Source organism: Secundilactobacillus collinoides DSM 20515 = JCM 1123 (assembly GCF_001435975.1).
Lineage (GTDB): Bacteria > Bacillota > Bacilli > Lactobacillales > Lactobacillaceae > Secundilactobacillus > Secundilactobacillus collinoides.
Genome location: NZ_AYYR01000074.1, coordinates 17,697 through 37,025 on the forward strand (window position 1 = coordinate 17,697; position 19,329 = coordinate 37,025).

The 19,329-nt window shown below is 47.4% G+C and carries 19 protein-coding genes and 1 other annotated feature; of the genes, 14 read left to right on the forward strand and 5 right to left on the reverse strand.

Annotation, left to right across the window (positions count from 1 at the left end):
* Positions 1–619: 619 nt before the first annotated feature.
* On the reverse strand, positions 620–1,291 hold the full coding sequence (locus tag FC82_RS11835) for a Crp/Fnr family transcriptional regulator (RefSeq protein WP_056997110.1): 672 nt from the start codon (positions 1,289–1,291) through the stop codon (positions 620–622).
* A 236-nt stretch (positions 1,292–1,527) separates the two neighbouring features.
* Between FC82_RS11835 and larA the strand changes: the two genes are divergently transcribed.
* From larA to FC82_RS11865, 6 genes are read left to right on the forward strand one after another with little or no spacing between them, the layout of a single operon-like run.
* A complete protein-coding gene (larA, locus tag FC82_RS11840) occupies positions 1,528–2,811 on the forward strand; it encodes a nickel-dependent lactate racemase (RefSeq protein WP_056997111.1) in 1,284 nt (427 codons plus the stop codon).
* Between the two features lie 7 nt (positions 2,812–2,818).
* Positions 2,819–3,577, forward strand: a complete 759-nt coding sequence (gene larB / locus FC82_RS11845) for a nickel pincer cofactor biosynthesis protein LarB (RefSeq protein ID WP_054759967.1) — start codon at positions 2,819–2,821, stop codon at positions 3,575–3,577.
* Positions 3,577–4,965, forward strand: a complete 1,389-nt coding sequence (larC, locus tag FC82_RS11850) for a nickel pincer cofactor biosynthesis protein LarC (protein WP_056997112.1) — start codon at positions 3,577–3,579, stop codon at positions 4,963–4,965. Before larB ends, larC begins: the two co-directional genes overlap by 1 nt.
* Before the next feature lies 1 nt (position 4,966).
* On the forward strand, positions 4,967–5,677 hold the full coding sequence (gene larD, locus FC82_RS11855) for a D/L-lactic acid transporter LarD (protein WP_054759968.1): 711 nt from the start codon (positions 4,967–4,969) through the stop codon (positions 5,675–5,677).
* A 23-nt stretch (positions 5,678–5,700) separates the two neighbouring features.
* Entirely contained in the window at positions 5,701–6,528 is an 828-nt protein-coding gene (gene larE / locus FC82_RS11860; protein WP_054759971.1) for an ATP-dependent sacrificial sulfur transferase LarE, read from the forward strand.
* 27 nt (positions 6,529–6,555) lie between these two features.
* The gene (locus FC82_RS11865) at positions 6,556–7,566 is read left to right on the forward strand and encodes a HoxN/HupN/NixA family nickel/cobalt transporter (RefSeq protein ID WP_056997113.1); all 1,011 of its coding nucleotides are present in this window, start codon (positions 6,556–6,558) and stop codon (positions 7,564–7,566) included.
* 67 nt (positions 7,567–7,633) lie between these two features.
* On the opposite strand, the gene FC82_RS11870 is transcribed toward FC82_RS11865, so the two are convergent.
* Entirely contained in the window at positions 7,634–7,855 is a 222-nt protein-coding gene (locus tag FC82_RS11870) for a DUF4428 domain-containing protein (protein ID WP_054759973.1), read from the reverse strand.
* A gap of 250 nt (positions 7,856–8,105) precedes the next feature.
* On the opposite strand from FC82_RS11870, the gene FC82_RS11875 reads away from it, so the two are divergent.
* The 4 genes from FC82_RS11875 (at position 8,106) to FC82_RS11890 (ending at position 13,902) form a co-directional block, all read left to right on the forward strand.
* Entirely contained in the window at positions 8,106–9,911 is a 1,806-nt protein-coding gene (locus tag FC82_RS11875; RefSeq protein ID WP_056997114.1) for a glycerophosphoryl diester phosphodiesterase membrane domain-containing protein, read from the forward strand.
* Positions 9,912–10,014: 103 nt separating this feature from the next.
* Positions 10,015–10,251, forward strand: a binding site (T-box leader).
* Between the two features lie 219 nt (positions 10,252–10,470).
* The gene (locus FC82_RS11880; RefSeq protein ID WP_054759976.1) at positions 10,471–12,102 is read left to right on the forward strand and encodes a peptide ABC transporter substrate-binding protein; all 1,632 of its coding nucleotides are present in this window, start codon (positions 10,471–10,473) and stop codon (positions 12,100–12,102) included.
* Positions 12,103–12,122: 20 nt separating this feature from the next.
* The gene (locus FC82_RS11885) at positions 12,123–13,244 is read left to right on the forward strand and encodes an amidohydrolase (RefSeq protein WP_056997115.1); all 1,122 of its coding nucleotides are present in this window, start codon (positions 12,123–12,125) and stop codon (positions 13,242–13,244) included.
* 229 nt (positions 13,245–13,473) lie between these two features.
* Positions 13,474–13,902: a MarR family winged helix-turn-helix transcriptional regulator gene (locus FC82_RS11890; protein WP_056997116.1), complete on the forward strand. Its 429-nt coding sequence runs from the start codon at positions 13,474–13,476 to the stop codon at positions 13,900–13,902.
* Here the strand turns inward: FC82_RS11890 and FC82_RS11895 are convergent.
* Positions 13,899–14,666: an SDR family oxidoreductase gene (locus FC82_RS11895; protein WP_056997117.1), complete on the reverse strand. Its 768-nt coding sequence runs from the start codon at positions 14,664–14,666 to the stop codon at positions 13,899–13,901. The genes FC82_RS11890 and FC82_RS11895 overlap by 4 nt on opposite strands.
* Before the next feature lie 90 nt (positions 14,667–14,756).
* On the opposite strand from FC82_RS11895, the gene FC82_RS11900 reads away from it, so the two are divergent.
* The gene (locus tag FC82_RS11900; protein ID WP_054759984.1) at positions 14,757–15,605 is read left to right on the forward strand and encodes an SDR family oxidoreductase; all 849 of its coding nucleotides are present in this window, start codon (positions 14,757–14,759) and stop codon (positions 15,603–15,605) included.
* A gap of 324 nt (positions 15,606–15,929) precedes the next feature.
* Here the strand turns inward: FC82_RS11900 and FC82_RS11905 are convergent, their stop codons facing one another.
* Together FC82_RS11905 and FC82_RS11910 are read right to left on the reverse strand one after the other, a co-directional pair.
* On the reverse strand, positions 15,930–16,172 hold the full coding sequence (locus tag FC82_RS11905; RefSeq protein ID WP_056997118.1) for a hypothetical protein: 243 nt from the start codon (positions 16,170–16,172) through the stop codon (positions 15,930–15,932).
* A gap of 743 nt (positions 16,173–16,915) precedes the next feature.
* Entirely contained in the window at positions 16,916–17,386 is a 471-nt protein-coding gene (locus FC82_RS11910) for a hypothetical protein (RefSeq protein WP_056997119.1), read from the reverse strand.
* Between the two features lie 247 nt (positions 17,387–17,633).
* Between FC82_RS11910 and FC82_RS11915 the strand changes: the two genes are divergently transcribed.
* From FC82_RS11915 to FC82_RS11920, 3 genes are all read left to right on the forward strand, one after another.
* The gene (locus FC82_RS11915) at positions 17,634–17,996 is read left to right on the forward strand and encodes a DUF1304 domain-containing protein (protein WP_054760027.1); all 363 of its coding nucleotides are present in this window, start codon (positions 17,634–17,636) and stop codon (positions 17,994–17,996) included.
* A 289-nt stretch (positions 17,997–18,285) separates the two neighbouring features.
* Entirely contained in the window at positions 18,286–18,525 is a 240-nt protein-coding gene (locus FC82_RS16920; protein ID WP_161939731.1) for a hypothetical protein, read from the forward strand.
* Positions 18,486–19,076 carry an ECF transporter S component gene (locus tag FC82_RS11920; protein WP_056997120.1) on the forward strand — a complete coding sequence of 197 codons (591 nt, stop codon included), beginning with the start codon at positions 18,486–18,488 and terminating at the stop codon, positions 19,074–19,076. Before FC82_RS16920 ends, FC82_RS11920 begins: the two co-directional genes overlap by 40 nt.
* Positions 19,077–19,329 lie beyond the last annotated feature (253 nt).

Consider the following 19,329-nt stretch of genomic DNA (forward strand, 5'->3'; position numbering starts at 1 on the left):
GGCACGCGTTTGTTTAGCCTTTAACAGGTGTTCTAATCTCGCATGGCCGAAACGCGTTTCAGGAAGCAAGAGGTTGCACCTAAGCAACTTCCATGCTTGATGTTGGCACGCGTTTGCTTAGCCTTTAACAGGCGTTCTAATCTCACGTAGCCGAAACGCGTTCCAGGAAGCAAGAGGTTGCACCTAAGCAACTTCGGTCAAAAAATCCAAGACCGGGATTTTCTGCCCAAAGTTGCTTAGGCTCCACCTCTTAACCGCTTCCTTCCACGCTCTACATCGGTACACGTTTGCTTAGCCTTTAACAGGTATTCTAATCTCACATGGCCGAAACGCGTTCCAGGAAGCAAGGAGTTGCACATAAGGGGACTTCGACACAAATTCCAAACCCGGGAATTTATGCCAAAGTCCCCTTATGCTCCACTCCTTAACCGCTTCCTTCCACGCTCTACATCGGTACACATTTGCTTAGCCTTTAACAGGCGTTCTAATCTCACGTAGCCGAAACGCGTTCCAGGAAGCAAGAGGTTGCACCTAAGCAACTTCGGTCAAAAAATCCAAGACCGGGATTTTCTGCCCAAAGTTGCTTAGGCTCCACCTCTTAACCGCTTCCTTCCACGCTCTACATCGGTACATAATCCCTCAAGTAACTAATATTCTTAACAACAAACTTATGCCCGACAATATCGATAATGCCTTCCGCTCGCAAATCCGTTAAAATACGTGTCACCGATGAGCGGGAGTTGATGCCGCAGAAGCCTGCGATGTCTAAATTGGTTACCACAAAATCAATCAGGATTCCTTGGTGCTCTGGGAGACGCTTGCCGAAAAGGCCGACCAGCTGATTCATGAAGGTGCAGACCACGTCGTGCTTGCTGCCCATGATCATTTGCTGGGAACGCAAGATGTTTTCGGACAATTTTGTGCGGTAGTATTCTTTAACATAGTTGTTCAACTCGTCATCCTTATTGACCATCTGCCAGAAGGTGACGCGATCGATCTTATAGAATTCAGCGGTGTCCGACTCAATGCGGACGTTGAACGGCTGATCCGTATCCTTTGAAATTTCATCCCGTAAAAGACTAATGACATCGGGCTTTGCGATGTACGACAAATTGAACTCGCGACCATCCTGCAAAATGATGGAGTTCTTAACGATACCGCGTTTTAAAATGTAAGTGTTCGTCTCTTCTAGACCATGGTAGGTCAAATAAGTGTGACGTTTTTTTGTAATAACGGGGGCGTGGGCGGCCTCCATCTGGCTTAGTAAGTATTCAGTTCGATTCATTACCATGTGTTTTTTCAGATCCTTCGCAGGGTGGAAACGATTTCACAAGCCCAAATTAATTGATGTCCTAAATCATACCTTTATGAGTTTAGCACACTTCTTGACATTGTGAAGTTAAATTTTCATGACGTAACAAATCATACCCCGATTTCGGACGCTGAAAGCAACGCAACAAATTGAGTATTTTTGAAAACTGAAAAGAATATGATAATGCTTAGCTTCGAGAGAAAGGATAGAAAACCATGATTGATATTGAATTGCCGTACGATAAGAAAAAAATTACCGCACACATTCCAGATGAGAACTTCGCTGGAAAATTAGTTTCACAAGCTGCTAACTACGAGAATCCCATTTCAGAAAACGAAACGGTGGAACGCTCGCTCGATAATCCGATCGATTCACCGAAGCTAGAGGAATTAGCTAAGGGAAAGAAGAACATCGTCATCATTTCTTCTGATCATACTCGACCAGTGCCATCCCACATTCTTACCCCAATTTTGTTACGCCGCATCCGTTCTGCTGCACCGGACGCTCGGATCCGAATCTTGGTGGCCACTGGCTTTCACCGGCCATCGACCCACGAGGAACTCGTGAACAAGTACGGGCAGGAAATTGTTGATAACGAAGAAATTGTCATGCACTACTCTGAAAAAGACGAAGACATGGTCAACATTGGTAAATTGCCTTCAGGCGGGGATCTCATTTTAAACAAGGTCGCCGTTGAAGCTGACCTGCTGATCTCAGAAGGGTTCATTGAATCCCACTTCTTCGCTGGCTTTTCCGGCGGTCGGAAGTCCGTTTTGCCTGGGATCGCCTCATATAAGACCATCATGGCCAACCATTCCGGTGAATTCGTTGCTGACAAGCACAGTCGCACTGGGAACCTGCACCACAACATGATCCACAAGGACATGGTGTACGCGGCCAAAGCCGTTCATCTCCAATTCATCCTCAACGTTGTGTTGGATGAAGACAAGAAGATCATCGCATCATTTGCTGGTGATCTGGAAAACGCCCACAAGAAGGGGACTGACTTTGTCGCTTCCTTGTCGCAGGTCGACGCCATTGATTCTGATATTTCGATTTCAACAAATGGCGGCTACCCTCTGGACCAAAACATCTACCAAGCCGTTAAGGGCATGACTGCTGCCGAAGCCACCAACAAGGATCACGGGACCATCATCATGGTCTCTGGTTGCCGCGATGGTCACGGTGGTGAAGGATTCTACCATAACTTAGCTGACGTTGATGATCCCAAAGTCTTCTTGGACCAAGCCGTCAACACGCCCCGGTTGGAAACCATCCCAGACCAGTGGACCGCTCAAATTTTGGCCCGCATTCTGGTTAACCACCACGTCATCATGGTTTCAGATCTGGTACAACCAAATCTTGTAACGGATATGCACATGGAGCTGGCTGGGAGTCTGGAAGAAGCCATGGAAATGGCCTACAAGCGCGAAGGCGAAAAAGCTAAGGTAACTGTTATCCCTGATGGCTTAGGCGTCATCGTCAAGACAAAGGACTAATCTGAACATGGCAAAAAACAACATGGCCGCGCTCTTAAAACAGGTCGCGGACCAACAACTTTCAGTTGACGCTGCCATGGCGCAGCTCGATGATCCCGGTTTTGTGGATCTCGATTACGCCAAGGTCGATACGGACCGTCAGCGCCGAACCGGCTATCCCGAAGTCATCTATGGCGAAGGGAAGACGGCCGAGCAGATCATCGGCATCATTCAGGCGATGCTAACCACAAAAGTGAATATTTTAGTGACCCGTGTATCGGAAGAAAAGGCGGACCAGGTGCTTCATGCATACCCTGAGATGACCTATCGTGCCGATGCTCAGGTGCTGCTGTGGCAGCAGACACCCCCGACGCCGACCACCCACAAAATTGCGGTGGTCACAGCAGGGACATCGGATCTTAAGGTGGCTGAGGAGGCCGCACTGACGGCTGAGGTGTTCGGGAATGTCGTTTCCCGGGTCTACGACGTTGGTGTCGCTGGCATCCATCGGCTTTTCGCGCGCCTCGACGTCATCCGTGACGCCCAGGTCGTCATCGTCATCGCCGGCATGGAAGGGGCCTTGGCCTCCGTCGTTGGCGGTCTCGTTGACAAACCGGTCATCGCAGTTCCAACCAGCGTTGGTTACGGTGCCAGTTTCGGCGGCATTTCGGCTCTGTTGACCATGTTGAACAGCTGCGCGTCAGGCGTTACCGTAGTCAACATCGATAACGGCTTCGGCGCAGGCTACAGTGCCAGTCAAATTAATCATTTAACGGAGAACAACTAATGGCTTACTTATATTTAGACCCTTTTTCAGGCCTCAGCGGCAACATGCTGCTGGGCGTCCTGTTTGACCTGGGGCTGGATTTTGACCAGTTTCAAGCTGAACTTGCAAAATTAAACGTGGCTGGATATCATTTGACGCTGGAGAAAACCACTCGCTCGGCCATTGGCGGCCAGCTGTTTGGCGTTGTACTGGATGATGCGCACCACCACGCGGATGAAAGTTTGACCGCCCAGGAAGTGGCCGCACACGAACACCATCACGATACGGATCATGACCACGCGCATGACGATGAGCTGACACAGCATCGCGATGCATTACACCTGCATGATGAGGAAAAGACGCCCCATCATGACGACTCGGCTGCGGCGTCTCATCACCACCACGGGCACCATCATGGCCGCAACCTGCAAGAAATCGAAACCATCATCAACAACGCTGATCTGAGTCAGTCAGTGAAGATCCAGGCACTGGGCGTTTTTAACGAAATTGCGCAAGCAGAAGCTCACGTCCACCAGCTGTCACTTGATGAGATCCACTTTCACGAAGTCGGAGCGCTGGATTCCATCGTGGACATTGTCGGGTTCTTCGTCGGCCTTGAAATGATGGGCATTGACGGCATTATCAGCGGCACCCTGGTTGATGGTTCCGGCACCATTGAAGTGGCTCACGGAACCATGCCAGTACCGGTTCCGGCAGTGATGCAGATGCGTCAAAATAGCGAAGTACCGGTTCGGCAACGTACTGACATTCACACTGAACTGGTGACACCGACCGGATTTGCGGTGGCTAAACTGGCCTTTGATTCTTTTGGTCCGATTCCGGATGACATGCAGATCCAAAAAGTCGGCTATGGTTTCGGGACCCGCGACACAGGACATTTAAACGCCCTGCGCGGGATGTTGTTAACCCCAATGGCTAGCAAAAAAGAAGTGCACTCGACCAGTGATGAAATCGTGGAAATTCACGCTAATGTGGACGACCAGACGGGTGAGGGCCTCGGTTACGCCATGGATAGGTTGATGACGGCAGGGGCGTATGACGCCTACTTTACACCGATTTTCATGAAGAAGAACCGGCCGGCTTACCAGGTCACGGTGATCACTACCAGTGCCAAACTAACCCACATGGTCGACCTGTTGATGACCCACACCACCACGTTTGGCGTGCGCTGGACCACCATGAAACGCACGACCTTACCACGCAAGTTTGCAACGGTCACTACCATTTACGGCGATGTGACGCTGAAAATTGGCACCTTTAAAACACAAAACAAGATAACTGTTGAATACGATAGCGCGGCAGTTCTTGCCGATGCACACCACGTCAGTCTTGACGACGTGCGCCGGGCAGCGCTGCTAGCCTATGACAAAGAAGATGGGATGGCTTAACATGCATCAATTATTTGCGGAATTAATGGGGACTGCCCTCATGATCGTCTTTGGGGTCGGAGTTCACGCCGACACCGTATTAAATGACACGAAGTACCACGGTTCAGGACATTTATTTGCAATCACAACATGGGCATTTGGAATCTCAATTGTTTTATTTATTTTCCCGACGATTTGTCTGAACCCGGCCATGGCGTTTGCCCAATTTTTGCTAGGCAACATGACCTTTATCCGGTTCATTGAAGTCTCAGTTTTTGAACTGGCAGGAGGGGTCATTGGCGCTGTCATTGTGTACATTATGTACGCGGACCAATTCAAACACTCCTACGACAAGATCGACCCAGTCGTGATCCGAAACATTTTCTCGACCGGTCCTGGTGTGCGTGATTTACCGCGGAACTTCTTCGTTGAATTCTTTGACACGTTTATTTTTCTGACCGGGATCATGGTCATTGTGACCATTAAGACCCCAGGCATCATGCCAATCGGTATCGGACTGCTGGTCTGGGCCATTGGGATGGGACTTGGGGGTCCAACCGGGTTCGCCATGAACCAGGCTCGGGACCTCGGCCCACGGATTGCCTTTGCCATCCTGCCTTTGAAAAACAAAGCTGCAGCCGACTGGCAATATGGTCTGATTGTTCCTGGAATCGCACCGTTCTTTGGTGCCGTTGCCTCAGTCTTATTTGCAAAATTTTACCTTGGACTTTAATTTTAGAAAAGGAAGTTATTAAAATGGCATTAGCTAAAAAAACAGCATTAAACGCAGCATTATCACAGTACAACAAGGTTTTAGTGGCCTTTTCCGGTGGAATCGACTCAACCGTTGTGTTGGACGCCGCTTTGAAGACCTTAGGCAAGGAAAATGTTTTAGCCGTTGTTGCCAACTCTGACCTGTTCACGGATGAAGAATACACTAAGGCCATGGATCTGGCTCAGGAAATGGGCGCAAATGTTTTGGGCACCACATTGGACTACCTGGCGAACGACGACATCAAGAACAACCGTGCCAGCTCATGGTACTGGATGAAGAAGATGTTCTATCAAAAGATGAATGTCTTAAAGGCAAAGAGCGGCTGTGACGCTGTGTTAGACGGTATGATCATGGACGACAACAACGATTTTCGTCCTGGCTTGCGTGCCCGTGATGAAGAAGGCGCCATTTCCGTTCTGCAGGTGGCTGATATTTACAAGTCAGACGTTCGCGACATGGCCCGTGCAGCCGGTTTATCCAACTGGAACAAGGTTGCCAGCTGTTCTGTTTCCTCTCGCTTTGCTTACGACACCGTTTTGACCGTTGAAGGCATCCAACGTGTCATGAAGTCTGAAGCCTACTTGCGCGGTTTAGGCTTTGCGACCGTCCGTGTCCGCGTTCAGGACAAGTTGGCCCGAATCGAAATCATGGCTGACCAAATGAACGATTTGGTGGCCCAAATGTTTGCCATCAACGACAAACTGCAAGAATTCGGTTTCGATTACGTGACCGTTGACCTTGAAGGCTTCAAGTCTGGCCGGATGAATGACAGCCTGACTGCCGATGTTAAGTCGGCCTTAGTCGACTAGTTTAGGATTAAGAAGGGAGGTCCCGTGATGCCGAAAGTACGCTTGCGAAAAACCATTCCGTTTTATAGTCTGACCCTTGGACTGCATCTGTTAGGCATTGTTCTGCTGCTCGTGGCTGCCCAGGAGGCACCCAAGTTCTTTGGCCTTGGCGTTCTAGCCTATACGTTGGGTTTGCGCCACGCCTTTGATGCCGACCACATCTCAGCCATTGACAACACAGTGCGACGGTTGTTGAACCAACACGAGTCCGCATATGGCGTGGGCTGGTACTTTTCAATCGGACATTCCACGGTGGTCTTCTTAATGATTCTGGCGGTGCGGGTATCCCTTGGGTGGGCCCGCCGTAAGTTGAGCGTCCTCAACGCCATTGGCGGTCAGATAGGGACGATTATTTCCGGTGTGTTCCTTTTGATCATCGCCGTCAGCAGTTTCGTCATTCTTGGCAAACTAATTCGGATGCGCCGGCTGTCAAAGAAGACGCAAAATCAGCCTGAATTGGAAAACCTATTGTTATCGCGGGGGCTTCTAGCCCGTATTCTAGCGCCGCTGTTTAGGTGGATTCGCCACGACTGGCAAATGTACTTCATTGGTTTCGTCTTCGGCCTGGGTTTCGATACGGCCACTGAAATCACAGTGATTGCGTTATCAGCAGTAACGGCCAGTCAAACCACAGCGACGGCTTGCGGCATCTTTGCGTTGCCCATTTTGTTTGCTTCCGGTATGAACCTTATGGACACGGTGGATGCCACCATGATGCTGTGTGCATACAGCTGGGCGTTTGACACACCTGGAAAGAAGATGCGCTACAACATTATAATGACCAGTATTTCTGCTGTGACGGCGCTTGGCATCGGCTCGTTTGAATTGCTGCAGCTGGTGCACTTGCCAGCCGGATTAGACCGCTTGGTCGCCACCGTTGACCTGAACTGGTTAGGTTACGGGCTGGTTGGCTTTTTCGCCGCATTTTGGCTAGTGGCTTATATCCACTGGGCTTGGCGGAGTCGGCGCTTGAAGCTTGCTGGGCACTCGAATTATTGATTGGATAACTAAAAATGCTGCGGCTCCGTTGGGAGTGGCAGCATTTTTTACGTGACACATAATTTTCTCATGAGTATTGCACTTTAGCATGTTTTCGGCTGACTTGTTGGTGATTCGAAACCAGTTCTTTTAGTTCGTCAACCGTGTATGATCGCGCAATTTCTTCGGCATCATCAATACCGTGAATCAATCCTATTTTGCGACCACAGGTGTTGCAAATGACACCATCTTTTACTTTCCAAAAACTCAAAACACCGATGCGCGTTCTATCAATGGGACAGAAAGCCATAAAATCATCTCCATTTGAAAACCGTGGTGACTGTCTATGAATCTTATGTGTATATTATTTCATATTTTGATGAAAATTAGAATGAAATTGCATGATGTTTGTGTGAAAAGATTTTTTTAAGACGCTATTTTTCGTATTTGTGACCAACAGAACAGTATCGAACTGTTACTTTTGACTCTTATCCCCGCCATTTTCCAGAATCTATGTCATACTAGAGCTATTAATCTGAGACTTAAAAGGGGAAGTCAATATGAATACCAAGCGCTTATTTCGTCAAACGATCCGGACATTTCTTAAAAACTGGATTGCATACATAACGTTAGTGTTTACTTTAAACCTAATTTTAACGTTCATTATCGTGCCCATTATGCGGTGGCTGACGAAAGTGATTATGGTCCAGAATTCCGTGCCTTACGTGTCGTACACGAACGTCGGCTGGCTGTTTACCAAACGACCACTGGCGGTGCTGGAACTGGCACTGTTGGCAATCGTGATTTTACTGCTGGTTTTTTGGCAGTTTGCATTTTTGATTCAGGGAATCGAGGGGATTCATCACAATCAGGAACGGCGGTTAACGCGCATCACGCTGTCCGCCCTTCAGGCCATGCGTCAGTTACGCGTCAGCAGTTTTATCTTTTTCATTCCCTACTTTGTGCTGATCCTGCCATTTTCTGATATGTTTTTTACTTCACCGCTATTGTCAAAAATTCAACTTCCGGACTTTATTCTCACCTTTATGGAAAGTAACGCCCTGTATCTGTCGCTGCTGGTGATTGCGGCGGTTGTGGTGACCTACCTTGGTGTTCGCCTGATTCAGGTGCTGCCGCTAACCGTTTTGGGTACACTTCACGGCGCGCGGGCGGTGCGGACAAGCTGGCAAATGACGCGGCACCATACCTGGTCTTATTTTTGGCGTCTGCTCTGTTTAGGGGCGCTCATTGTCATCAATCTGGTTGCCGGTTCGGTTCTGTTGTACGGGCTGCAGCTGCAACTGGATAAACAATCGAAGACGATCGCATTTATTGGTGCCGTTGCCAACATGGCCTTACTGTCAATCTGGGTCAAGCTCGTGGGTGCAGCGGTTTTAGCCATTTTTATCCTCATGTTGATCCGGATTATTGAGCAAAGTCCTTCCGAGGTGGCGACGCCTAACCTGACCAGCTTGAAACATCCACGCGGCAGTCGGCGAATCGCAGCGTTGGTCGTGGCCATTTTTCTGCTGGGCCAAGGCACATATAACGTCTTTTATCTGCGTGGCGCGGTGCTGACTAAACCACTGGCCATTTCCCACCGTGGTGTTGATGCTGGTAACGGTGTGCAAAACACTATTCCTGCACTGAACAAAACCAGCAAGGAAAAGCCGGCTTACGTTGAGATGAATCTCCACGAAACGAAGGATCACAAATTTGTGGTCATGCATGATGAAAATTTAAAGAATCTGACCGGTGTCAATAAGCAGCCGTACCAGCTGACATTGAAACAAATGACGAGACTTAAAGCCCGTGAAAACGGCTATGTGGCACACGTTGCCAGTTTTGACCAGTATTTAAAAGCTGCCGAACGCGACCACCAGAAACTGCTGGTTGAGATCAAGGTGAACAAGCATGATTCGGCAAATATGATGCAACTGTTCATGAAACGGTATAAAGCACGCTTGCTCCGGGATCATGATTGGATGCACTCACTGAGTTATCCCGTGATCAGCTACGTGGTCAGGCACGATCCAAAAGAAACGGCCAGCTTCATTTTGCCATACAACTTAACGTTCCCGCAGACAAAGGCGGATGCCTATACCATGGAGCAAACCACCTTGAACGAAACGTTTGTCAACCAGGCACACGCAAATCATCAAAAGGTGCTGGCCTGGACGGTGGATGATGAAGATGACATGACCCACATGATGTTTTTGAACGTGGACGGCATTATTACTGATAATTTACACGAACTTCAGACCAATATTAAAACGACTTTTAACCATCCGAGTTATGCCCGTGAACTTTTAGTTTACGCAAACGAATTGACCACGTTTACTGGAAATGGCGGCGTGGAAAATTAGGTGATGTTGCGTCATTTGTTTGAATAAATCAGCACATCAGGGGTCACTATTTTAAAATTGGCTTGACAAATCCTTAAGACATTCTTAAAATGAGAAACAATTAATAAATGCAACGAGTAGTCAAAGTAAATTCTAATTGTAGAGATCATTCATAAGGCTGAAAGAATGAAGTCAGAATTGAAACACAGCTGCTAGCAGTTTTCCTGAACGTGTCGCAATCAGTAGGGAAGGCCGGTGCCCGTCGTTATTCGGGGATAAGTTTTTACGAACTTACTGAGGCGGTCACTGTGAAGGGGCTGCGAATCAGAGGTGGAACCGCGATAAATCAATCGTCCTCTCAAAGATTAATTTCTTTGAGGGGACGTTTTTAGTTTCAACACACGAAAGGATGATGAATGAGATGTTTCAAACGATGATGTCTAACTTAATAACCCGAACTGCAGGTCAAAACCGACATCAGTTGCATATGGTCCATAGTCTGCACGCTTAGTTGTTGACGGAACGCACGAGTGTGTCGCGCGTTGGGAATGGGTCTACGGACTCACAGGAGGAAATTCATATGCAAAAAACGTTGAAACGTGTTATTGGTGCAAGTGTTGTTGTCGTGAGCGGGATCGTCCTTGCAGGCTGTGGTAAGACCAGCAGTGGAGTGCAGCAGACAGCCACGATTATGGAACAGGCGGATATTTCATCGCTGGATTCAACGATGATTACGGATGTGGGCGCTTTAGAGACGGTCAACAATTCCGAAGAAGGGTTGTACCGGATGAAGAACAGCACAACGGTAACGCCGGGTATTGCCAAGGCCATCGTGAAGCCGACTAACGGCCAGACTGTTTACACCTTTAAACTGCGCAAGAATTTAAAGTGGAGCAACGGCGATGCCCTAACGGCAAACGATTTCGTTTATTCATGGCGGCGGGCAGTAAACCCAACCTCCAAGGCAGCCGATGCTTACATGTTCCTGCCAATCAAAAACGCCAAGCAAATTGAAAATGGCAAAATGAGTGTCAACAAGTTAGGGATTCAAGCCGTCAACAAGACCACGTTCAAAGTGACCCTGTCTGAACCGACACCGTACTTTAAATATCTGGTTGCTTCCGTACCATTCCTGCCACAAGATCAAAAAGTGGTCGAGAAGTATGGCAGCGGTTATGGTACCTCATCCCAGAAAGCCGTATATGATGGCCCGTTCACCGTTCAAAACTGGTCGACTTCATCGGTTACTTGGACGCTAAAAAAGAACCCCAATTATTGGGATAAGCAAAACGTTAAACTCAAGACCGTTAAGTTCCAAGTCGCAAAATCACCTGAAACCGCACTTTCTCTTTATCAGTCGGGCAAGTTGGACAACATCGTTTTAGCGGGCCAACAGGCTGCCCAGGAAAAGAATAATAAGGGTTACCTGAGCTATGCCAGCGGCGAGACCGACTATCTGGCCTACAACTACCGCAGTAAGGCGATGCGCAACGAGAACATTCGCAAGGCCATTTCGTTGACCATTAACCGAAAGTCCCTGACGCAAGACGTCCTGAAGAATGGGTCGAAAGTACCATACGGCCTCGCACCTGAAGACATTTCGAAGAATCCGGCAACCGGCAAAGATTTCGCCAAGGATTCCAGTGTTAAACAATCCGTTGCCTACAACCCGACGTTAGCCAAGAAATACTGGGCCAAAGGATTGAAACAGCTCGGTGTAAAGAAGCTTGATCTGAAACTGGTCTGCTATGACGTGGACGCATTCAAGAACTCTGCTGAATACGTCCAAGCGCAAGCTAAGAAATACCTCAGCGGCTGCAACATCAACATCGATGTTCAGCCTAAGGTGCAGGCCATCACGACCATGCAAAAGAAACGCGGCTACGATATCGGCTTTACCAACTGGATCGCATCATACCCTGATCTGAACGAATTCTTCCAGCTGTTGAACACCAATAACGTCAACAATGCAGGCAACTATTCTAATAAGCAGTACGACAGCGTCTATGAACGCGCCAACGGAACGGACGCAACAAGTCTCCAGAAGCGCTATGACGACTTTAAGAAGGCTAACCAGATTGCAATGAAGGATCAGGCAATTGCTGCACTGAACCAAGGACAGATTGCACGGCTTAACCGACCAAACTTAAAGGGCGTCAGTTACGCCGCTGCACAGGGGATTTCACTGAAAAACGCATACCGAACTAAATAGTCGAAAGGGTGGCACACACTATGGAAGAAACAATTAAGTTAGATGAACAGCAGATCATGACGGATTTTAACTACTTGCACACCCGAGGCGAGACCGCGTTTAATGAAACGAATACCACCGCTTATTTAGCCAAGCGATTAGATGAAATGGGCGTGTCTTATGACCGGTTTGACGACATGACCGGACTGATAGCAACCATTGGTGACGGTACGAAACCAATCATCGGGATGCGGACTGACATTGATGCTTTAAAACAGGATTATCAGGGCAAAACGCAGGTGCTGCACTCCTGCGGGCACGATTCTCACATGTCGATCGTGCTCGCCGTTGCGGCCTACTTTGCAGCCAATCCGGACCAGATTCCCGGCACGTTGAAGCTCATTTTTCAACCCGCTGAAGAAACGGTGACCGGCGCTGAAAAGGTAATCAAGAGCGGTAAATTAGGGCAGTTGGACTATCTGTATGGCCTGCACGTTTGCGCCAAAAATGAGGTTTTAGGCAAGCACGCTGAGGCCATTATTCCTGACATCGCAACGCGGACGTACTGGGTGACGATCACTGGTAAAACAGCCCACGCCGGTCGGCCAGAACTGGGCGCTAACGTCATCGACGGCTTTAGCAGCCTGAACGAAAAATTCAAGCAGATCAAATTAACCACTGATTTGCCATACTCGGTCACCACAACGATGATCCACGCAGGTGAATCATCTAACATTGTGCCGGATAAAGGGACCTTTGCAGTCGATTTGCGTGCTCGGACCAACGACATGATGGACGAGTTGCAGGCGCAGGCTTTCCAAGCGATGAAGGACGTTTCCGTAAACGGCATTCAGGTCACGCTGGACGGCAATGATTTCTCACCCGCTGCAATCCCAAGTAAACCAGCCATGGATACGATGAGCCGGGCCATTACGGCTGTGTTAGGTGCGGATGGGTTGGTTGAGCCAGCCCCCACGCAAGGCGGGGATGACTTTCACTTCTACGCTTATGACGGCGTTGCCAAAGAAAGTACAATGCTGGGACTCGGCTGTGATTTAACACCGGGGCTGCACGTACCAGGAATGACGTTTGACCGAAGCGCAATGTTTGACGGTGCGAAGATCATGATCAATGCGGTACAGATGACGACCTATCGGGCATAAACGGCGCAACACGTTTTGAAGAGGAATCAATAACAACATAAAGTCCCCGGGAATCCATCTTTCCCGGGGACTTCTGATACATTAGTTGCAACTGTTGTATAACAACCACCAAGCAGTGATAAATTAATGAAATAACAATTCGTCAACAGGTGGTTAAAAAGGATTTTATGGTACACTATAACTAAATAATTATACTCATAATATCAGGCAAATGAACGGGGACGGACATATGACAGTTGAAGAACCGGCCGATTTGACACAACAAATTGCGCAGTTAAATTACGCGATCGTCAAGTGGCTCAACATTAATCTAAAAGCATACGGCGTGACGGCTACTAATTATTTTTACGTCATGAAGATCAACGAGCACCCAGGCGTTGTTCAAAATCAATTAAATGAGATCATCAAAGTCAATCCAAGCACAGTCACGCGGGCAATCAACCACTTGATCGACGACGGGTTTATTGTAAAGACAGTCGATCCGGATGACCACCGGGCGACCCAGCTGAGCTTATCGCCAATGGGCGAGCAGCGGGCTGTTGAAATTACGGCTGTACTTGACAAACTCAATGGCTATCTCTTAGATAATGCAGGGCAGTCGTTGCCGCCGTATGATCAGATCATTAACCTGCGGCATGCCCTGACTGGCATCGACTAGGCATTCTTGAAAGTTGGATTATCCTTAAATAAATTCCAAGTTTCCTGGGTGGTCTTACGGTTGGTTTCCTTATCAGCCCGTAATTGGTCCCATGAAGATGCGAAGGTGATTTCAGGCAGGTCGTCTTGCAACTGCTGGATCACTGCGTCCGCAAAATCAGCCAGGTCATTACCATAATTGTGTTCGCCAGCACCACCCAGATTTGTGTTAACAGCGGGGGGCATGATCTCAAACACCTTGGTAGCGGTGTCTTGTAACTGGTAGCGCAGTGCTTCAGTAAACCCATGAACCCCGTATTTAGAAGCGGCATAAATTGGCACCCAGGCACCGTTGTTGATGACTAAACCAGACGAAATATTAATGAAGGCGCCATTGGGTTGAGCGGTGATTTGCGGCAAAAACAGGAAGGTCAGGTGTAATTGGGCTTCCAGGTTGACCGCTAATTCTTGGTGGTACCAGTCCCAGTCGTGGGTAAGGTGCTGGAGGTTGATCCAGCGCTGGATGCCCGCGTCGTTAAACAGAATATCAAGCTCGCTGAAATTAGCGTCGACCCAGGTCTTTAAGGCCTCTCGGTCGGCTGGAGCACTCAGATCGGCCTTATAGGTCAGCAATTCTGGGCGCTCTTTTTTTGCAGCCTCGATGTTTTTCTCGCTAAAATCCACTGCTAACACTTCGTTACCAAGATCTAAGAATCGTTTTGCGAGAGCAAAGCCGATGCCACTGGTCCCGCCGGTAATTAAAATGTGGTGATTTTCTAATTTCATTTTGGTCACGTTCCTTTCGTGAAACGAGTCACTTATTAAGTGCAATCGCACTTAATCTAAGCTACAATGGTTTAAAAAGGAGATGGTCTCATGATTCTTGTCACTTCCGCTGCCGGCCACACTGGCGCAATTATGGTCAACGCCTTGGTTAAAGCCGGTTATGATGTTGTCGCGACCGACATTAATCCGGCCGTTGCGAACCTTCCAGGTATCAAACAAGCTTTAGTTGGGGATTTGACCCAGCTTGATTTTCAGCGGCAGCTGGTCGCCAGCGCCGACCAAATTGTGTACATTCCACCACTATTTTCTGCGGAGGAAGCTCTCATTGGTGAATCACTTGTCGATTTGTCAGTGGCAGCCCACCTCAAACAGTTTATTTTTATTTCGGTCACACACCCGATATTAACAACGTTGCTTCAACATACTGCTAAACGGGATGTTGAGGAACATTTGATCTATCAAGGCATGACGTCCCAGTTGCCATATACGATTTTGCAGCCAATGCATTATATGCACAACTTCGATCCGCAACTCGTACACAATACTGGCAAATACCAGATTTTCTACAATGTTGATTCAAAAGTCGCCTACGTTGATCCGGATGATGTGGCTGAAGTTGTCGTCAAGGTTGCCGGCAATATTGGTCAGCATGATAAAGCAACCTACGAACTCGTTGGGACAAAAGCCTATTCACCAAACGAATTGGTCACCCAATACAACGCGCTGACCGGCGAACACGCGGTCACGCAATACGTTGACGTGGAGACGTTCTTGGCCAGCATCCACGCCCAGGATCTGTTTTTCCGAACCGGGTTTAAACACTTAGCCGACACTTACAGTCAATGGGGACTTGACGGTAACGCCAACGTCCTGCACATGCTGCTTGGTCGCCAACCGACCACATTTGAGGATTACCTCAAAAATCGTTTAAAGAAATAATTCACAATAAAGCGCTCTCAGTTAATCTTAAGACTAGCTGGGAGCGCTTTTATACACCGGTGTACTACCGGTTCGTTTCATTCGCTTTCTCAGCCGCTCGGGGAAACATTTGAGAATTGATAAAAATAGGATGAAACAACGTTAATGCCGGGAGAGGCAGACACTCGGTATTTTCGATTTAATTGTTCATAGGTCAACCATATTAAACGACTGCTGCGCACGCGGATACGGGGGTGAAACTTCACTTACCCGGTGCTCAGATGAACTGTCGGCTCTCCGACCGGCAGCGCCGTTTCCAATGAGATTGTTGATCAACATTCCTCATCAGAATGCATGCAGTTGGGACAAACCCAATTGTAGTGACCCCGCGATAACATAACGAGGAAATTGCGCGTTATCGCGACTAACAAACCGGATGATCAATTGTGAGCCCTCAGTCGTTGATTGCATTTGGTGATCCACACTGGCGTGCCGGCCACCCAGAAGAATACCAGTGAAGGCAGGCAGTTCGGGGCTCAACCGAATTGGGGCAAAACCAGTGTGGCTCGTGCTCACGTATACGGACAAAATACTAAGCTCATCGTAAGGTTGCCGATAACCATAGAATCCGAGGATTAGACGTCATCGCCCCAGCAGGTAGGTAACCACGTCCGGAAGATTCTACTGACGGTCATCTTCCCAAAAGACACCCTCGCAATAAGTCTTAGCGCCATAATTTCATAATTGCAGTAATATCGTAAGGTTTTCCCATTTGTCTCACCGCCCATTAACACGGAACAGGCGGGTCGTCTCTTCCACATCACCATCCTTTTGAAAGAAGTATAGCACAAATTAAGTGCGATTGCACTTAAAAAACATTACAAATTACTAATTTAGTTATAATTGTAAACAGTTGTTTAAAAATGGCATAATAGTTATGAAATAGTCATAACGTCTTCAAAGACAATTTCAACACATGCTTGACTTAACAGGCTTATTTGGGTGTCAAGACAGGCTGACTGGAAAACCTCTTATTATAAGAAAATTATATAATTATCATAGTAAATACTTATCGTTATAACACAGAAAAATGCCGCAATAACGCGATTTTATTGAACATAAATTACGTGATAGATTGCGCTATTTGGCCGATAAGCCATATCTCTGCTCCCCCAGTGCGGTTTAAAGCTTTTATGTCTAACTTGATCGTTATCGTGGGCCTTTTGATGTCTTGAAACCGCAATCTAAAAGAGACCCCTTTGCAATCAATCATCTCTCGATTGGCTGCTAAAGGGTCCTCTTGCAATGCACATGAATCGTTTTTGTGTCAGTTAAAAATAGATCGTATAATTTTTTTTAGTTTTAAAAGCGGTATACACATCGCCGACCGCAGTGGACGTTTTACCTTTTTTCAGCGTTTTGTCAGATAAACCATCAACGGCTAGTGCTGTTTGATATTTTCCACTGACTTTCACTTTGCCGGGATTAAAGCCAATTGATATACCAGTGCCATTTGAACTCCAGATGTAATAGGCTTTCTTGAATTTAACTACCCGTAGGCTCTTGGCAGAGTAGTGGTGTTCCTTTTTGGTTTCAAACGCGGTCACAAGTGTTTCTGTCAACGTGTGCGTGGTGAGCTTGTATTTATCATAGCCTTCACCCTTAACGTAGAAATACCAAGTACCGCGTAACGTTTTTGGAATCGTGTTTGTCGTTTTGGCAGCCTGTGCTGTTATCGGGATGAAAAGGGCGAACCCGGCGGCGAAGGCAGTGATCAATAATAAATGACGATATCGCTTCAAAGTGATGTTCCCCCTCAACCCTAAAAGGTTTTAGGTTCAATATAGCACGAAACAGTTGAGATTTAAAAAGGAAATTTAGCGGGTTTAGTAAATGAGGTCTGACGCATAGGCTCGTGAGCATTTTTTGCCAAAGATCAATAGAGGGACGTCACTTAGCCCGGCAACAGTGAAATCGTTATTTCCTATCAATCAATGAAAGAGTGGTAGGCTAGATCATAGTGAGATAGATAGGGGGACATCATAGATGATGGTAACAGTTGGATTGATCATTGCCGGATTATTGGGCATTTTACACTTAGTGATCGCATATTTAGAAATGTTTGCGAAACCAGAAGCACAGGCCAACGCTTTTGATATGAAAATGGCCTTTGTTAAACAGCCTGAGGCGCAGGTGGCCCTTAAAAATCAGGGCATCTACAACGCGGCATTGGGGCTGCTTTTCTTACTGGGATTCGTGATGTTTGCGGGTCACGCCCAAATTATATTCTATGAATTATTAAGTTTGTTTGTGATTCTTGTTGGGCTCTATGGTGGTGCTACTGTCACCAAAAAGATTTATTTAATTCAGGCGTTGCCGGGGGCTATAACGTTGTTGTTATTATTCTTATGATTCAAAAAAGGCTTATGTGGGAAATTCAAACCCAGATAAGCCCTTTTTGATTCAATGGTGCAGCAGTTCCCCCAAGAAGGCAACTCAAAACGGCCAGCAAACTCGAGGCGAAACACCTCAGCGGCGAGTTGCACCAGGTTCTATGATGCAAGAAAAGGGGTTCTAAAAGTCGCGGCGTGAACCCTGGCAGATTTCTCAATAGCGGGTATATTGCCGCGAGCACCACCTTTCCATACGATTAGCGTACCAATAATTTAGAACACTTGTCTTGTAAGATGCACTTTATTTTGTGGATTTTGTAACCGCTTTAAAAGAAAATGACATTCGTGTCATTAAATTTGGCCAAATTGCTTTTTTCTCAGGTGAAAAGTGCTATCCTTTACAAATGAACAAGTTATCGTTGGGGTCGTTAGCCTATCGTTACGGTACAGTGGGCTTGTTCATTTATGGGTGCTCATTATCGATATCTAAAAAAGGAAGTGAACCATCATTAAAACACGAAGTAATGCTTATCGAGTCAGCTTGTTAGCCCTGTTTATTGCCATTGTTATTATTCAAACGGTTGTCCCATTCTTAGGGTATATTCCGGTGGGACCATTCAGTATCGTTACAATTCAGGCCACAACAGTCATTGCCAGTGTTACCATTGGAACAAAAGAAGGCACGATTGTCGGCCTTGTTTGGGGGCTGACGGACTGGATCCGGGCTTTTGCTTGGCCGACAAGTCCGTTGGCCGTTTACGTGCTGGTTAACCCCCTGGTTTCTGTTGTACCACGGGTTTTGGTGGGCCTCATTGCTGGTTGGCTGTTCTACTGGCTGGCACGAAGGGGTACTAAGACGTGGCATTTAGCTTTAACCGGTGTGGTTGGCGCGCTGGTCAATACCATTTTCGTGCTTGGTTTTATGGCTTTGCTGTATCAATTCCATATGGTGCCACTGGCGAAATTAAACATTGCTAAACTGATGCCTTGGTTGCTTGGTGTCATGGCGACAAATGGGATTCCGGAAGCAATTATGTCTGGGATTTTGGTTCCGATCATCGGACAGCCCCTGCGGCATTTAATGGAGAGAATCAGTTAATAGGTTGTACAAAAAATGATATGGTGATATGAAAATTGAGATACGCTGCCTTAAGTGGTTTGTTCGTTGGACGGATGACCAGTTGAGGCTTTTTGTTTGGCGTGTATTTTAGGGTAGGCTGGGTCAGGCATGTGGAGGGGTATTGCTCTAATGGTGTTATTGATATAGAGGTTCGCTCTTGGGGGGTGACTTTTTGGTTGCTGAAAGGTGCGGACTTACGCTACAAGTCTTACTTTTCTTACGTTGACTGAGG

Bases quoted from the DNA above. Each gene is read 5' to 3' on its own strand.
- FC82_RS11890 (WP_056997116.1), top strand. From the start codon at position 13,474: ATGACAGTTGAAGAACCGGCCGATTTGACACAACAAATTGCGCAGTTA.
- larE (WP_054759971.1), top strand. From the start codon at position 5,701: ATGGCATTAGCTAAAAAAACAGCATTAAACGCAGCATTATCACAGTAC.
- larC (WP_056997112.1), top strand. From the start codon at position 3,577: ATGGCTTACTTATATTTAGACCCTTTTTCAGGCCTCAGCGGCAACATG.
- FC82_RS11885 (WP_056997115.1), top strand. From the start codon at position 12,123: ATGGAAGAAACAATTAAGTTAGATGAACAGCAGATCATGACGGATTTT.
- FC82_RS11875 (WP_056997114.1), top strand. From the start codon at position 8,106: ATGAATACCAAGCGCTTATTTCGTCAAACGATCCGGACATTTCTTAAA.
- larA (WP_056997111.1), top strand. From the start codon at position 1,528: ATGATTGATATTGAATTGCCGTACGATAAGAAAAAAATTACCGCACAC.
- FC82_RS11895 (WP_056997117.1), bottom strand. From the start codon at position 14,666: ATGAAATTAGAAAATCACCACATTTTAATTACCGGCGGGACCAGTGGC.
- FC82_RS11880 (WP_054759976.1), top strand. From the start codon at position 10,471: ATGCAAAAAACGTTGAAACGTGTTATTGGTGCAAGTGTTGTTGTCGTG.
- larB (WP_054759967.1), top strand. From the start codon at position 2,819: ATGGCAAAAAACAACATGGCCGCGCTCTTAAAACAGGTCGCGGACCAA.
- FC82_RS11865 (WP_056997113.1), top strand. From the start codon at position 6,556: ATGCCGAAAGTACGCTTGCGAAAAACCATTCCGTTTTATAGTCTGACC.
- FC82_RS11870 (WP_054759973.1), bottom strand. From the start codon at position 7,855: ATGGCTTTCTGTCCCATTGATAGAACGCGCATCGGTGTTTTGAGTTTT.
- FC82_RS11835 (WP_056997110.1), bottom strand. From the start codon at position 1,291: ATGGTAATGAATCGAACTGAATACTTACTAAGCCAGATGGAGGCCGCC.
- larD (WP_054759968.1), top strand. From the start codon at position 4,967: ATGCATCAATTATTTGCGGAATTAATGGGGACTGCCCTCATGATCGTC.
- FC82_RS11900 (WP_054759984.1), top strand. From the start codon at position 14,757: ATGATTCTTGTCACTTCCGCTGCCGGCCACACTGGCGCAATTATGGTC.
- FC82_RS11915 (WP_054760027.1), top strand. From the start codon at position 17,634: ATGGTAACAGTTGGATTGATCATTGCCGGATTATTGGGCATTTTACAC.